At 62.0% G+C, this 13,495-nt stretch carries 12 protein-coding genes; 6 read left to right on the top strand and 6 right to left on the bottom strand.

Annotation, left to right across the window (positions count from 1 at the left end):
• Positions 1 to 92 precede the first annotated feature (92 nt).
• Entirely contained in the window at positions 93 to 1,268 is a 1,176-nt protein-coding gene (locus tag ACQRBT_RS25495) for a XylR family transcriptional regulator (protein ID WP_060755418.1), read from the top strand.
• Here the strand turns inward: ACQRBT_RS25495 and ACQRBT_RS25490 are convergent.
• The 3 genes from ACQRBT_RS25490 to ACQRBT_RS25480 all read right to left on the bottom strand — a co-directional run bounded on the left by ACQRBT_RS25490 (position 1,265) and on the right by ACQRBT_RS25480 (position 5,985).
• Complete coding sequence (locus ACQRBT_RS25490) at positions 1,265 to 2,530, bottom strand: carbohydrate porin (RefSeq protein WP_060755417.1); 1,266 nt, start codon at positions 2,528 to 2,530, stop codon at positions 1,265 to 1,267. The genes ACQRBT_RS25495 and ACQRBT_RS25490 overlap by 4 nt on opposite strands.
• Before the next feature lie 56 nt (positions 2,531 to 2,586).
• Positions 2,587 to 4,995 (bottom strand): glucose/quinate/shikimate family membrane-bound PQQ-dependent dehydrogenase, encoded by a 2,409-nt coding sequence (locus tag ACQRBT_RS25485; protein WP_412046898.1) that lies wholly within the window; start codon positions 4,993 to 4,995, stop codon positions 2,587 to 2,589.
• A gap of 114 nt (positions 4,996 to 5,109) precedes the next feature.
• The gene (locus ACQRBT_RS25480; RefSeq protein ID WP_090371861.1) at positions 5,110 to 5,985 is read right to left on the bottom strand and encodes a bestrophin family protein; all 876 of its coding nucleotides are present in this window, start codon (positions 5,983 to 5,985) and stop codon (positions 5,110 to 5,112) included.
• Positions 5,986 to 6,321: 336 nt separating this feature from the next.
• On the opposite strand from ACQRBT_RS25480, the gene ACQRBT_RS25475 reads away from it, so the two are divergent.
• A complete protein-coding gene (locus tag ACQRBT_RS25475) occupies positions 6,322 to 7,173 on the top strand; it encodes a hypothetical protein (protein ID WP_174554040.1) in 852 nt (283 codons plus the stop codon).
• A gap of 3 nt (positions 7,174 to 7,176) precedes the next feature.
• On the top strand, positions 7,177 to 8,217 hold the full coding sequence (locus ACQRBT_RS25470) for a GGDEF domain-containing protein (protein ID WP_412046897.1): 1,041 nt from the start codon (positions 7,177 to 7,179) through the stop codon (positions 8,215 to 8,217).
• A 2-nt stretch (positions 8,218 to 8,219) separates the two neighbouring features.
• Here the strand turns inward: ACQRBT_RS25470 and ACQRBT_RS25465 are convergent, their stop codons facing one another.
• The 3 genes from ACQRBT_RS25465 to ACQRBT_RS25455 are packed head-to-tail and all read right to left on the bottom strand — an operon-like array spanning position 8,220 to position 10,248.
• On the bottom strand, positions 8,220 to 8,822 hold the full coding sequence (locus ACQRBT_RS25465) for a glutathione S-transferase family protein (RefSeq protein ID WP_090371855.1): 603 nt from the start codon (positions 8,820 to 8,822) through the stop codon (positions 8,220 to 8,222).
• A gap of 29 nt (positions 8,823 to 8,851) precedes the next feature.
• Positions 8,852 to 9,385 carry a G/U mismatch-specific DNA glycosylase gene (mug, locus tag ACQRBT_RS25460; RefSeq protein ID WP_412046896.1) on the bottom strand — a complete coding sequence of 178 codons (534 nt, stop codon included), beginning with the start codon at positions 9,383 to 9,385 and terminating at the stop codon, positions 8,852 to 8,854.
• Entirely contained in the window at positions 9,382 to 10,248 is an 867-nt protein-coding gene (locus ACQRBT_RS25455; RefSeq protein WP_060755410.1) for a LysR substrate-binding domain-containing protein, read from the bottom strand. Before ACQRBT_RS25455 ends, mug begins: the two co-directional genes overlap by 4 nt.
• 134 nt (positions 10,249 to 10,382) lie before the next feature.
• Between ACQRBT_RS25455 and ACQRBT_RS25450 the strand changes: the two genes are divergently transcribed.
• From ACQRBT_RS25450 to ACQRBT_RS25440, 3 genes are read left to right on the top strand one after another with little or no spacing between them, the layout of a single operon-like run.
• Entirely contained in the window at positions 10,383 to 11,432 is a 1,050-nt protein-coding gene (locus ACQRBT_RS25450; RefSeq protein ID WP_412046895.1) for an agmatine deiminase family protein, read from the top strand.
• The gene (aguB, locus tag ACQRBT_RS25445) at positions 11,429 to 12,310 is read left to right on the top strand and encodes an N-carbamoylputrescine amidase (RefSeq protein WP_412046894.1); all 882 of its coding nucleotides are present in this window, start codon (positions 11,429 to 11,431) and stop codon (positions 12,308 to 12,310) included. Before ACQRBT_RS25450 ends, aguB begins: the two co-directional genes overlap by 4 nt.
• On the top strand, positions 12,307 to 13,386 hold the full coding sequence (locus tag ACQRBT_RS25440) for an extracellular solute-binding protein (RefSeq protein WP_412046893.1): 1,080 nt from the start codon (positions 12,307 to 12,309) through the stop codon (positions 13,384 to 13,386). The genes aguB and ACQRBT_RS25440 overlap by 4 nt, the downstream gene beginning before the upstream one ends.
• The last annotated feature ends 109 nt before the right edge of the window (positions 13,387 to 13,495 follow it).

Here is a 13,495-nt window from a genome sequence, read left to right as displayed (position 1 = left end):
GTTGGGCCCGCCGATTATGAAAATCACCAAGGGAGGGTGCGATTTTGAGTGGCGGGGTTTAGTCTGTGGCGACAGGCCTCAGGACAAAAACAATGAAAACCCTACCGCCCGTTCACCGTATCGCCCTGTTGTTCAACGGCAGCAAAATCTACGATCGCGGCATCATCGCCGGCATCGGCAACTACCTGAGCAGTACCCGTGCGTCGTGGGATCTGTTTCTGGAGGAAGACTTCCTGTGCCGCCTCAAAGGCATCGAGCATTGGCAGGGCGACGGCATCATTGCGGATTTCGACGACCCGCTGATCGGCGAAGCGCTGGCCGGGAGCCGCTTGCCGGTGGTGGCGGTGGGCGGCTCCTACGAGGATGTGCGTGCCTACCCCAAGGGCATTCCCTATGTGGCCACCGACAATCATGGCTTGATGAAGCTGGCGTATGAACATTTGATCGAGGCGGGGTTGACCCGGTTTGCCTGTTTCAGCTTGCCGCCGGCCCAGGCCAACCGCTGGGCGCAGGAGCGCGAAAAGGCCTTTCGCAGCCTGCTGACGCGTGATGGTGTGCCGGTGGAGATCTATCGCGGCCTGGGCACCAGCGCACCGCTGTGGGACAGCGCGGTGGAGCAGCAGATTGCCTGGCTGGAAAGCCTGCCCAAACCCATCGGCATCATCGCCGTCACCGACGCCCGTGCCCGGCAACTGCTGCAAGCCTGCCTGACGGCCGGGATCGCCGTGCCGGAAGAAGTGGCGTTGATCGGCATCGACAACGACCCGTTGACCCGCACCCTCACGCGGGTGCCGTTGAGTTCGGTGATCCAGGGCACCGAGACCATGGGCCGTACCGCCGCCGCCCTGTTGCACCAGATGCTGCACGGCAAACCCTGCGCCGGTACGCAGATCCTGGTGCCGCCGGAGGCGATCAACGTGCAAGCCTCCAGCCTGCACCAACCCTTGGGCAACCCCTACGTGATGCAGGCGTTGCTGTTTATCCGCCAATACGCATGCCAGGGTATCAAGACCGCCCAGGTGGCGGCCTATGTGGGCGTATCACGCTCATCCCTGGAGTCGCACTTTCGCAAGGAACGTGGCTGCAGCGTGCACGACGAGATCCTGCGCTTCAAACTGGCGGCCGCCGCCAAGGGCCTGGAGAACCACCGCGTGGCGATTGCCGAGGTTGCCGCGCGCTGCGGCTTCAAATCGGCACAGTACCTGCACACGGTGTTTCGCCGGGAGTTCGGCTGCACGCCACGCGAATACCAGCAGGGCGCGGCCTAGAACACAGCTTTGACCTGCAACCCCACGACCAGCGCGTTATCGATGTTCTCACCCGAAAACGCGCCCGGCTCGATGATGTATTGCACATCCGGGCGCAGGGTCAGCCAGGGCGTGGCCTGGTAGCCATAGCTGAGTTCGATCAATTGCTCGGCATTGTTCAGGTCGGGATACTCGGTCCCCGCCTTGAAGGCCGCCAGTTCCTGTACGTCACGGCTGCGAGGGTTCGGTACCGCACGGCCGTAACCCAGGGCGACGGTATCGCGTGGCCGACCTTCGAAGGGCTTGTACAGCACCAACCCTGCGCCGTACCACTTGCTGAACGGCGACGCTGCTTCACTGGCTGCCGAGTACTGACCGAAAGCATGCAGCGTGCGCCCGGCGGAGGCCTCGGAGGCCCACACCGCCTGGTCGATCAGCAGGTAATGGCCGCCACGCCCGTTGACCTCTTTATTGCTACCGATGCGTTTGACGTTGGAGCTGTCGTAGTAATAACCCAGCTTGTACTCACCGGGCAGCGGGCCTGCGTGTTTGTACACCAGTTCGATCGGCACCACGGTGCCGGTGGTGTGTTTCGGGTCCAGGCGCCAGGCGCGGCTGGAGTTACCGTTGCTCTCGGGGTCGACGTTGAAGGCTGCGACGCGCAGTTGCCAGGACGGTGAAAAATCGTATTTCACGCGGGCACCCAGGCGCGCATTCGGGTAGTTGGTCCAGCCGCTGCCGCCGGACATGTTCAGCGGATGCCCGCAGAAACCGGCGTTCATGAAGTTGCAGAGGATGCCGCTGTCCAGGCCGCCGAGGTCATTGCCCATGGCCATGTAGCCCAGCTTGACGTTAAGCGCCGGGGTGAACAGCGTGCGCTCGTAGCTCAGTTCGGTGAGGCGGGTATAGAGGCCGCCGTAGTTTTCCTGGATCGGCAGGCGGTTACCCACCAGATCCTCGGAGGCGCTGTTGCCGCGACGGTCATTGATCGTGACCTGGATGCGGTCGCCATGGTTGAAGCCGTAGAGCTTGCCCAGGTCGAACTGCACGCCGAGCTTGAGGTTCTGCGAGTAGCGTGCCGCACGGTGTTGGCCGCCGTCGGCGTTGTAGGCGGTCTCGCCGCTGTAGTCGCCGGTGAAGCGAATGCCTTGTTCGTCGAGTTCGCGGCGCAGGCCGCCCCAGTCGCCGGTCAAGGTGGTGTCGTCGGCTTGTGCGGGCAGCGCGGCGCCAAAGGCCAGGCCCAGCAACAGGCGCCCAATGGACGTAGGAGAAACGGGGAGCATGCAGGTTCTTCCAAATAGACGGCGCGGTGCCGAAGCACCGCGCAAACACAGGGTTTTTATGGCAGGGCGTAGGCGATCACGTAGTCGCCACGGTCGGTGGACTGGCGTGCGCCACCTGCGGTGATGACCACGTACTGCTTGCCGGTTTTCGGCGAGACATAGGTCATCGGGCCGCCCTGGCTGCCGACGGGCAGGCGGGCTTTCCAGATTTCTTCACCGTTGCCGCTGTTGAAGGCGCGCAGGTAGAAGTCCTGGGTGCCGGCGATAAAGATCAGGCCGCCCTGGGTCGACAGCGTACCGCCAAGGGTCGGCAAACCGATCTTGATCGGCAGGTGCATGCGGATACCCAGCGGGCCGGTGTCTTCCACGGTGCCGACCGGCACTTGCCAGGCGACTTTCTGGGTCTTCATGTCGATCGCGGTCAGGGTGCCGAACGGCGGTGCCTGGCACGGAATACCGGCCACCGACAGGAAGCGGTTTTTGTTCACCGCATACGGCGTGCCCTTGAGCGGTACGGCGCCCATGCCGGTGTTGAGTGCTTCACCGCCGGACGAGGCCTGAGCGCGGTTCTGCGAGGGGATCATCTGGATCCACAGGCCCAGGCGCATGTCGTTGACGAAGATAAAACCGTGCACCGGGTCGGTGGAAATACTGCCCCAGTTCATGCCGCCCAGGGAACCTGGGAAGCTCAGCGATTTATCGGTGCCCGGCGCGGTGTACAGGCCGTCGTAGCGCATGCCCTTGAAGTCGATGCGACACAGCAACTGGTCGTACGGCGTGGCACCCCACATGTCCGCCTCGGTCAGGGTTTGCGCGCCGATCTGCGGCATACCCAGCGATTTGGGTTGGGTCAGCGAGTAAGGCTCGTTGGGGATGTTCGCCGCCTTGACGGGCACTTCCTTGACATCGGTCAGCGGCTTGCCGGTGGCACGGTCGAGTACATAGATCTGCCCGGCCTTGGTGCCGATCACCACGGCGGGCACGGCTTTGTCGCTACCCGGCGGGGTGAAGTCGATCAGGCTCGGCTGCATCGGCAGGTCGAAGTCCCACAGGTCGTTGTGGACGGTCTGGTAGACCCATTTTTCGCTGCCGGTGGAGGCATCCAGCGCCAACACCGAGGCGCCGTACTTGTGGTTGAGCTGGGTGCGTTCCACGCCATAGATATCGGTGGAGGAACTGCCCATCGGCAAGAACACGGTGTTCATCAACGGGTCATAGGACATCGGTGCCCAGCTGTTCGGCGTACTGCGCACATACGTGCTGCCGGCTGCGGGGGCTTGCTTGTCTTCGGGGTTGCCCGGGTCGAAGGCCCAGCGCATTTTGCCGCTGATTACGTCGAAACCCCGGATCACGCCGCCGGGCATGTCGGTCTGCACGTTATCCGCCACGCGCCCGCCGACCACCACGGTGGTGCCGGCCATCAAGGGTGCCGAGGACAATTGGTAGTAGCTGTCCGGTACATCGCCCAGGCCGGCTTTCAAGTCCACCTGGCCATGGGTGCCGAAGTCTTCGCAGAATTTACCGGTATCGGCATCCACGGCGATCAGGCGTGCATCAATGGTGTTGGTCAGCAGGCGACGCTGGCATTGCGCTCCGGCCGGTACGCTGGCGGCGAGGATCGGCGAGCTGTTGGGCTGCGTCGGTTGGGCAATCGGCGCGGTGGCGTCGAAATACGCCATGCCACGGCAGCGCTGCCACACCGCCGACTTGGCGTTGATCTCGTTCTTCCACAGCTCTTTGCCGGTGTCGGCATCCAGCGCAATCAGGTTGTTGTGGGGGGTGCAGATAAACACCTTATTGCCGATCTGCAACGGTGTCAGTTGGTCTTCGGCACCGTTGCCGTCGCTGATCGCCACGTCGCCGGTGTGGTAGGTCCAGGCCACCTTGAGCTTATTGACGGTGTCGCGGTTGATCTGGTCCAGTGCGGCAAAGCGGCTGCCGCCTTCGGTATTGCCGTAGTGAGCCCAGTCTTTTTGCGCGTCGGCCGCAGCGACCGGCGTGATGCCAGGGCCTTGACCGGTCGACGCGACGCTTGGGTGGGCGACAAACATATTGCCTGCCGCAACCGCCACGCCCACCGCCAACACGGCGGCAATCGCATAGGCGCCCCGTGCCGGCCGGTTGACCAGCAGCGGGTACACCAGCGCCACGACCACGCCGATCACCGCGAACATGAACACTCGAGAGAACATCGGCCAGAACACCAGGCCCACATCCGCGATCGCCCACACGGCGGTCCCTACCAGGAACGTCGCGAACAACCAGGCGCCCGCCGGTTTGCGCTGGGCAATCAACAGCCCGGACACCGCCATCGCCAGGCCGCCGATCAGGAAGTACCAGGAGCCGCCAAGGCTCACCAGTTTGGCGCCGCCCACGGCCAGCGCCACGCCGAGCAGGGCGATGATGACGCCCAGGCCCAGCAGGAGAAATCTAGAGGCGCCGGTGGCGCGCGATGCTCGTTTCATATCGATAAATGCTCGAAGGTGAGAGGCGAAGGCGCGATTTTAGCAATATAAGTAACTAGTTAGTACATTATGCTCGGTAATAGTCTGTTACCGCCTCGGCGATGATGCCCGGCGTCAAGCCAGGGCATCCCGCTGCATGGACTGCAGGTTCTTCTCGATGGTCTCGCAGATGTTTTCCATCTGTATCTGGTGTTCGCTGGAGCGAAACGGGCTTTGCAGGTCGGTGCCGATGCGTTCGATCGCCAGCAGCATGAAGCCCACCACCGTTGAGGCCAAGGGTGTGAACCAGCCCAGGGATTCCACCAGGCCCACCGGCACGATCAGGCAAAACAGCGAAATGAACAACCGGGGGAAATACACGTAAGGGTAGGGCAGCGGCGTATTTGCAATCCGCTCCATGCCGCCCTGGCTGTTGGATAAATCCACCAGCGTGGACTCCAGCCGCGCCAGGCGAATGCTGTCCAGGCGCCCGGCCTGGTATTCCCGGGCCAGCAAGGTCGCCGAACCGGTGAGCAGGTCATTGGCAAAATTATTGGTGGCGCCGTTGCGCGCGAACTCGTCCGCGGGAATAAACGCGCGCACCTCATCAGGGCAGGGGCGGCCCCTGAGATGCGCCGCCAGGCAGTTCACGTAGGCGACGTGGCGACGCAACAGGGTTGATTTGATCGGGTTCACCTCGCCCTGGACATCATCGAGCAAGGTCAACACCTGGCGGGCGTAGCTGCGCGAGTTGTTGACCATCGCCCCCCACAGCGTGCGCGCTTCCCACCAACGGTTATAGGCGCTGCTGTTACGAAAGCTGATCAATACCACCAGGGCCGAACCCAGCAGAGTCAGGGGCATCAGCGGCAGGTTGATCTTGGCATTGAGAAACAGCATGAAATCCACCGTGACGGCGATATCCCACAACAGCAGCCAGAACAGCGACCAGCCCACATAACCCATGGTTTTGATGATCAGACGGTATTTCTTGAGGATCGCGGCTTTCAAATCAAGACCTCGCAGGGAACGGTTGGTAACAGTGCTCTGATTCGGACGTGCGCAGTCTGGGAAAGGTTCGCTGACCAATGCGTGAATGGAGTTATTCAATAAGTGCAAGGCGTAAATACGGGGGAAGTGTCACAAGAGTTCTCTGGATTGTGCGCAATCAGCGCCTTGGAACAACTTTGGTATTGATGATGTGTGGTCGGCCAATCGCTGTACATTGCGCCATCAGGCAAAGCGCCATTACCTGAAGTTTTGCGACGTGATTTGTTGTGGGACCGGGTCACGGAAACTTCTGTGGCCGAGATCAGTGGAAGACAGTTGGTTGGTCAGGGCTCATTCATGCACGTCAGTTCGTTGAAGTTGGCTATATGTCACACGGCGCAGGAGCTCGAACGCCATGTGGATTTTGAACGTTCCATCCGGGCCCACTACACGGTGCAGTTGGGCCCCTATTCAAGACGGCCGTTTTTCTACAAGAGCGCACTCAAATACAGCCGTTTGATGGTGTCGTTTGCGTTGTTGAGTGAATACTTCCGCAAGCCGACACCGTTACTGTCCGAGGTCAAAACCTTTTGTGTGGCGCGCGGGTACTGCTCGCGAAACAGCCTGGAGTCGATCTTTTCGTTACTCCGCGCCCTGGGTTTCATGGAAGTCGCGCCACACCCGGAAGACAGCCGTTTCCGGGTGTATTCACCGTCGGAGGAAGCCTGTCGCGAAGTGCGTCTGATGCTGGCGTCGATTACCCACTCATTGACCCGGATGTGCCCGGATCGCGCCACCTTGCAGCGCATGCATGCGCTGGATGACCAGCAGTTCCTGGCGACCTATTTCAAAGGCTTTGGCGTCATCCTGGCCGCCGACCTGACCGTCGATGTGTTGCTGCCCGAGTGTTACTGGCTGGTCAAGCGAGATGCCGGGCATATGTTGATGCTCGCCATCTACAACGATGCGTTTGCGCCGGACAATCAACGCGCGCGCTTTCGTTCGTCTTCCTACCTGGCCTTGGCCAAACAACTTTCAGTATCGAAAACCCACGTCATCCGAGTGGTTCAGGAGGGGGTCGAAAAGGGCTACTTCAAAGTCCACTCCAAGACCCGATTGGAAGTGCTGCCGCGATTTGCCAGCCTGGTCCGGCGGTTTATGGCGTTTTCATTTGCGGTGAGCGTGCATGCCGTTGAGATGGGAGCCTAAAAGATGCCTGCTCACTTGAAGTTGAGACCCAGAATGCGCCGGTTGCTCTCGCCGGCGGTCACCTGGGCCGAAGGGATAGGGATTGTGGCCTGGGTGGGTCAGTTGCTGATTCATCCGGGCATTGAGTTCGACGGTATCACCTTGTTGATCAGTATCTGCCTGCTGGTGGTGTGCCGGCTTCATTATGTGGTCGAGAACTTTCACCTGTGGCGGGCGCTGGGCATTGTCTACGTGGTGGTGCTGTCGGCAGGTTTTGCCTATGTCATCGAGGCTCAGGAAGCGTTGCGTATTTTTGTGCTGCCGCTGGCGGTCACACTGGTCATCAGCAGCGCCATCCTGTTTATCAGTGTTCGCGACTATCTGGTCTGCACGGCATTGGTGTGGCTGATCCTGTGGCCGTTGATGCAGACCGATAACTACGCTCAAACGCAGACCTACCTGTGGATGTTTTGCCTGTCGTCGGTGTCGATCGGCTTTGTCTTGAGCTTTTCCTATTTGAAGACCTTGCGTTCGGTACTGCTGGTGGAAAGTGAGTTCCGCGTGATGGCGGAGACCGACTATCTGACCTCCATCCTCAACCGCCGCGCGTTCATGCAATGCTTCGACAACCTGATCGCCGAGGGGCAAAGCGGCTACTTCCTGATGCTGGATATCGACAGTTTCAAATCCAAGAATGACCTTTACGGCCACGATGTCGGCGACAAGATCCTGTGTGCCATGGCCACCTGCCTGAGAAATGCCCAGGGCAGCCACAGTTTCGGCCGGATCGGCGGCGAGGAGTTCGGCGTGCTGTGGCTGGGCGATGACTCGGCGCTGGCCTGCGACTTTGCCCTGGACCTGTTGCAAGCGATCCGGCGCAGTGTCGCCGCGCCGCACAACTACACCTGCAGTGCGGGCATGGCGCGGTTTTCAGCGGGGGCGGAGCTGTCGGTGGTGCTCAAGAGCGCCGACAGGAATTTGTACAGCGCCAAGCGTAATGGCAAGGATCGCGTTTATCTGGAGGGCGAGCTGGTCGCCGCACCGTGTGGTGCGACGACGCTGTGAATTTACTCGATCGGGTAGCGTTTGAAGGCTGGATGCTGTTCCAACTGCTCGGCGTGGCGTTGCAGGTTGGCAAATGCGTCGGCTTTCACCACCGAGGGTACGGTGAATTGGCTGAAAGACCAGGCCACTGCCGCCGTCAGCGATGCCTGGGAGATCGCGTTACCGGCGGCCTGGCCCAAGTGTTTGTCGAGCAAGCCAAAGGCGGCCAGCAATTGCCCGCTGACCCGGTCGAGCCAGGGGGCGTGTTGCTTCTCGGCGGGGCGCAGGTTGTGCTCATACACGATCTGCACGCTTTTCTCACAGGCGGCCAGGGCCAGCCCGAGCAGTTGCAGATCGCGGGCACGTGCGGCGGGCGATGGAGGCAGCAGCTTTTTGTCAGCCGGGGCCAGGGTTTCCAGATAGTCCAGGATCAGGCTCGAATCCATGAGTACCGTGCCATCGTCCAGCACCAGGGTGGGCGCCTTGACCACCGGGTTAATCTGGGCGAATTCGGTGTAAGTGCTGAACACCGAGAGTGCTTCATGGGTGAAGTCCACCCCGTACAGGTCCAGGGATATGGCCACGCGGCGTACGTAGGGCGAGTCCAGCATGCCGATCAGTTTCATGAAGCCTCCATTGCTTGCGGGTATCGGGCTCAAGAGAGTAAGGGCATCGGCTCGGCGCGCGCAATCGCTTCACGCAGCGGCTGGTAGGCCTGCACCAATTGTTCCAGGCTGAATGCCAGGTTGCGCCCACTGGGGTTGGGCAGTACCCACACCGAGGCCTCGGCGAAGGGTTGTGGCTGCAACCCCCAGGCGAGCGTGCGCTGGCCTGACAGTGCGCTATAACCTGCCTTGCCGAGAAACGCCAGGTAGCGCGGCCGACAGCGGCGGATTTTCTGTTCGAACGCTATCGCCGCCTGCAGGAATTCATGCCGGGCCAATTCCCCCGCGCTGGCGGTGGGCCGCTCCACCAGCGTGGTCAGGCCGCAGTGGTATTGCAACAACGTGGGGCCGTCCTCGGGGTGAATCTCATGGGGCGTAAAACCCGCCAGGTGCAGCGTGCGCCAGAAGCGGTTGCTGCGATTGGCAAAGTGCTGGCCGATGGCGGCGGAGCCCTTGCCGGGGTTGATACCGCAGAACACCACGCTCAGGTGCTCGGCGAGGATGTCTTCAAGCCGCTCGTTCATGTCGGGTCTACCTGCAAATGGGTCAGCAACCACGCGGTGAAATGACGCGCCATGGGGTCGTGCTCGCTGTCACGATGGGTCAGCAGCGCCCAACTGGGGCCGCGGATCGTGGCTTCCACCAGGGGCGACAGCAAACCGTCCGCCCGCGCCTTGCGACTGAGCAACTGGCTGACCAGGCCAATGCCCAATCCGGTGCACACTGCGTCCAGCAACAGGCCAGGGTCGGAAAAATTCAGCCCCTGAGCTTGCTGCCCCACGTCGATCCCGGCTTCCACCGCCCAATGGCTCCAGTCCATTTCCCGTTCGCCGTGCAAGGTGGTGCGCTGGTCGATGGGCAGTTGCAATACCTTGGGGTGGCACGCCGGAAACAGTCGGTCGGCGTGCAAGACCTTGAAGCTGCATTCGGCCTGGGAACTGATGTCGTCGCGCACCGCCAGGTCGATGGTCTGGGTGGCCATGTCGGGGACTTCGTCGGTGCTGAAGATCCACAGGTCGACCTGCGGGTGCTGAAGGCGGAAATCCGCAAGTCGCGGTAGCAGCCAATGCCGGGCAAAGGTCGGCGTGGTGTTGAGCACCAGTTGATTCGGTTTGCGGTACTGCCCCAGCCGGCGCACGCCCACCGCCAGTTGCTGCAACAACGCCTGGGTGGTGCTGAGGAAGTCGTGGCCGGCGTCGGTCAGGCTCACGCTACGACCGCTGCGAAAGAACAGCGGCTGTTCCAGGTACGCCTCCAGGCTGCGGATCTGTTGGCTGATCGCCGATTGGGTCAGGTGCAGTTCCTCGGCGGCCTTGTGAAAGCTGCCCAGCCGGGCGGCGGCTTCAAAGCCGCGCAGGGTGCCGAGGGGCGGCCAGTGATTGAGCATGCTGATAAGTTCCTCTAATCAGTTTTCTACAAAATCCATCGTTTGTTTGGTCAATAGCGCCAACGTAGCATGCATGCCAGCACTCCGTGGGCAGTTTTCACTGAAAACAATGACTTAACTCAAAGGTACTTGTCATGCAGCGCAATGAACATTTAAGCAGGGGGTGGTGGATGCCCGCGGAGTGGACCCGACATGCGGCGACCTGGATGGTCTGGCCCCATAACCAATCGCTCTGGGAAACCACCTGGGGCGTCACCTTGCCCGGGGTGCAGGACGACTTCGCGAGGGTGGCCAATGCCATCGCGCGGTTCGAACCGGTGAAGATGATCGTGGACCCGTCGGCCCTGGCCCGTGCGCGAGCGCTGTGCGGGCCAGGGGTCGAGCTGATTGCGCAGGCGGTCAACGACAGTTGGTGTCGCGACTCCGGCCCGACCTTCATCTGCCACCCGCAACAGGGCTTGGCCGGGGTGAGTTGGCGCTTCAATGCCTGGGGCGGCAAGTCGGCGCATGACTTGGACGAAAGCCTGGCGCGACGGGTGCTCAATCACCTGGGCCTGGAGTGCTTCGGTACGCCTTTGAGCAATGAGGGCGGGGCAATCCATGTCGACGGCGAGGGCACCTTGATCACCACCGAGTCGGTACTGCTCAACCCCAACCGCAACCCCGGCATGACCAAGGCCGATATCGAGGACATCTTTGCGCGCCTGTTGGGCATCCGCAAAACCGTCTGGCTGCCTGGTGACCCGGATTACGTCACCGGCGACATGACCGATGGCCACGTCGACGGCGTGTGTGCCTTCGCGCGCCCCGGTGTGCTGTTGGTGGATGCGACCCACGACCAAGGTTCGGTCTACGCCGAGGTGGTGCGCGAAAATCGTCGCGCCCTGGCGTTGGCCTCGGACGCCAACGGGCGCCGCTTTGAAATGCTTGAGTTGTACGAAGCGAGCGAGGCCGTCGATAGCGAGGCCGAGGTGTTCTGTGCCTCCTACACCAACTTCTATATCGCCAACGGCGCGGTCATCATGCCGGCCTATGGCATTGCCGCCGACCAGGCTGCCGCCGAGGTGCTGGCCCAGGCGTTCCCTGGTCGGGAAATCGTCCCGGTGCAGATCAACCAGCTGGCCCATGGCGGCGGCGGCGTGCATTGCATCACCCAGCAACAGCCTGCAGGAGCCATGCGATGAGCCTGCTGACGATCGCGACGACGCAAATGCCGTGCACCTGGGATTTGCCCGGTAACCTTGATCGCGCCGAGCAGTGGGTGCGCGCTGCCGCAGCCCAGGGCGCCCAGGTGATTTTGTTGCAGGAACTGTTCGCCACGCCTTACTTCTGCATCGAGCAGCACCCCAGGCACTTGGCGCTGGCCGAGGAGTACTCGCACAGCCAGGTGCTCAAACGCTTCGCCGCCTTGGCCAGGGAGTTGGGGGTGGTGCTGCCGCTGAGCTGGTTTGAAAAAGCCGGCAATGCCTTCTTCAACTCCCTGAGCGTGGCCGACGCCGATGGGCAACTGCTGGGGGTGTACCGCAAGACCCATATCCCCAACGCCATCGGCTATCAGGAGAAGGAGTACTTCAGCCCCGGCGACACAGGCTTTCGCGTCTGGGACACAGCGTTCGGGCGCCTGGGTATCGGTATCTGCTGGGATCAGTGGTTCCCTGAAACTGCACGCTGCCTGGCTTTGCAGGGCGCCGAAGTGCTGCTGTTTCCCACTGCCATTGGCTCGGAACCCGGCTGCGCGACGCTCGACTCCCGCGACCATTGGCAGATGACCATGCGCGGACACGCGGCGGCGAACCTGCTGCCGGTGGTGGCGGCCAACCGTGTCGGCCGTGAAGTCGCAACCACCGATAGCGCGCTGCAAATGGACTTCTACGGTTCCTCGTTTATCTGTGACCATAAAGGCGCATTGTTGGCCGAGGCTGACCGCGACTCGACAGGTGTATGGGTCCACAGCCTGGACCTTGCGGCGATGCGCGAAGAGCGCCTGACATGGGGCATCTTCCGTGATCGCCGCCCGGACATGTACGGCGCACTGCTGACGCTGGACGGTCGCCCATCATGAAACGACTGCTGATAGGTACACTGATGCTCAGCGCCGCCTGCGCCTCGGCCGACGACAAAACCCTGAAGCTGTACAATTGGGCCGATTACTTCGCGGCCGACACCTTGTCCCGATTCACCGCTGAAACCGGTATCCAGGTGATCTACGACGTCATGGACGGCAGCGAGACCCTGGAAGCCAAGTTGATGGCCGGCGGCAGCGGCTACGACCTGATCTTCCCGGGCGACACGGTGGCCGAGCGCCTGATGCGCGCCGGCAGCCTGCAGCCGCTGGATTCCGCCAGGCTCACTGCGCTGAACGATATCGAGCCGGGTTTGCAACAGCTGCGCAGCCGCTACGTCACCTCGAACAAAGCCACGGTGCCCTATACCTGGGGCACTATCGGCCTGACCTATAACGCGCAGAAGATCGAACAGCGCTTGGCGAATGCGCCGGTCAACAGCCTTGACCTGCTGTTCAAGCCGGAGCTGGCGGCCAAATTCGCCGACTGCGGCATTTCGCTGATCGACTCGCCGGACGAAGTGCTGGCCGTGGTGCTCAACTACCTCGGCCGCGATCCGCGCAGCGCCAAGCGCGAGGACCTGGCCGCCGCCAGCGCGCTGCTGCTGAAACTGCGGCCGTACATCCGCAAGTTCCAGTCGCAGCCGGTGACCGACCTGGTCAACGGCGACCTGTGCCTGTCCCTTGGCTACAGCGGCGACATGACCCAGGCCCAGCGTGCCGCCGATGCCGCCGGCAAACCGGTGACTTTCGGTTATCACATCCCCCGCGAGGGCACCACGGTGTGGATGGACACGATGGCCATCCCCGTCGACGCGAAACACCCGGAATATGCCTACGCGTTCATCAATTTCGTGATGCGCCCCGAGAACATGGCCGCCATCAGCAACTTCACCGGCTACCCCACGGCCAACGCCAAGGCGCGGCCGGCGGTGGAGGCGCGCATGCGCGACAACCCCGACCTCTACCCGGATGCGCCCACCTTTGAACGGCTGATTGCCGGCAAGGACATCCCCCAGGCCGACATGCGCGCCCGCATGCGCATATGGACTAAATTCAAAACAACCCCCTTGTAGTGAGCGGGCTTGCCCCGCGCTGGGTGGCGAAGCCGCCCCCATATCAAGGACGCCGAGGTGTTTCAGGAAGACCGAGGTGCCTGGGTTTAGGGCGGCTTCGCCCCCCAGC

Source organism: Pseudomonas sp. R19M (assembly GCF_050312585.1).
GTDB lineage: Bacteria > Pseudomonadota > Gammaproteobacteria > Pseudomonadales > Pseudomonadaceae > Aquipseudomonas > Aquipseudomonas palleroniana.
This window is presented reverse-complemented; position numbering and strand designations above follow the sequence as displayed.

What these genes read in the sequence shown, in the direction of transcription:
- ACQRBT_RS25440 (WP_412046893.1), top strand. Translation starts at nt 12,307, where the DNA reads ATGAAACGACTGCTGATAGGTACACTGATGCTCAGCGCCGCCTGCGCC.
- ACQRBT_RS25455 (WP_060755410.1), bottom strand. Translation starts at nt 10,248, where the DNA reads ATGCTCAATCACTGGCCGCCCCTCGGCACCCTGCGCGGCTTTGAAGCC.
- ACQRBT_RS25495 (WP_060755418.1), top strand. Translation starts at nt 93, where the DNA reads ATGAAAACCCTACCGCCCGTTCACCGTATCGCCCTGTTGTTCAACGGC.
- ACQRBT_RS25485 (WP_412046898.1), bottom strand. Translation starts at nt 4,995, where the DNA reads ATGAAACGAGCATCGCGCGCCACCGGCGCCTCTAGATTTCTCCTGCTG.
- ACQRBT_RS25475 (WP_174554040.1), top strand. Translation starts at nt 6,322, where the DNA reads ATGCACGTCAGTTCGTTGAAGTTGGCTATATGTCACACGGCGCAGGAG.
- ACQRBT_RS25490 (WP_060755417.1), bottom strand. Translation starts at nt 2,530, where the DNA reads ATGCTCCCCGTTTCTCCTACGTCCATTGGGCGCCTGTTGCTGGGCCTG.
- ACQRBT_RS25465 (WP_090371855.1), bottom strand. Translation starts at nt 8,822, where the DNA reads ATGAAACTGATCGGCATGCTGGACTCGCCCTACGTACGCCGCGTGGCC.
- ACQRBT_RS25470 (WP_412046897.1), top strand. Translation starts at nt 7,177, where the DNA reads ATGCCTGCTCACTTGAAGTTGAGACCCAGAATGCGCCGGTTGCTCTCG.
- aguB (WP_412046894.1), top strand. Translation starts at nt 11,429, where the DNA reads ATGAGCCTGCTGACGATCGCGACGACGCAAATGCCGTGCACCTGGGAT.
- mug (WP_412046896.1), bottom strand. Translation starts at nt 9,385, where the DNA reads ATGAACGAGCGGCTTGAAGACATCCTCGCCGAGCACCTGAGCGTGGTG.
- ACQRBT_RS25450 (WP_412046895.1), top strand. Translation starts at nt 10,383, where the DNA reads ATGCAGCGCAATGAACATTTAAGCAGGGGGTGGTGGATGCCCGCGGAG.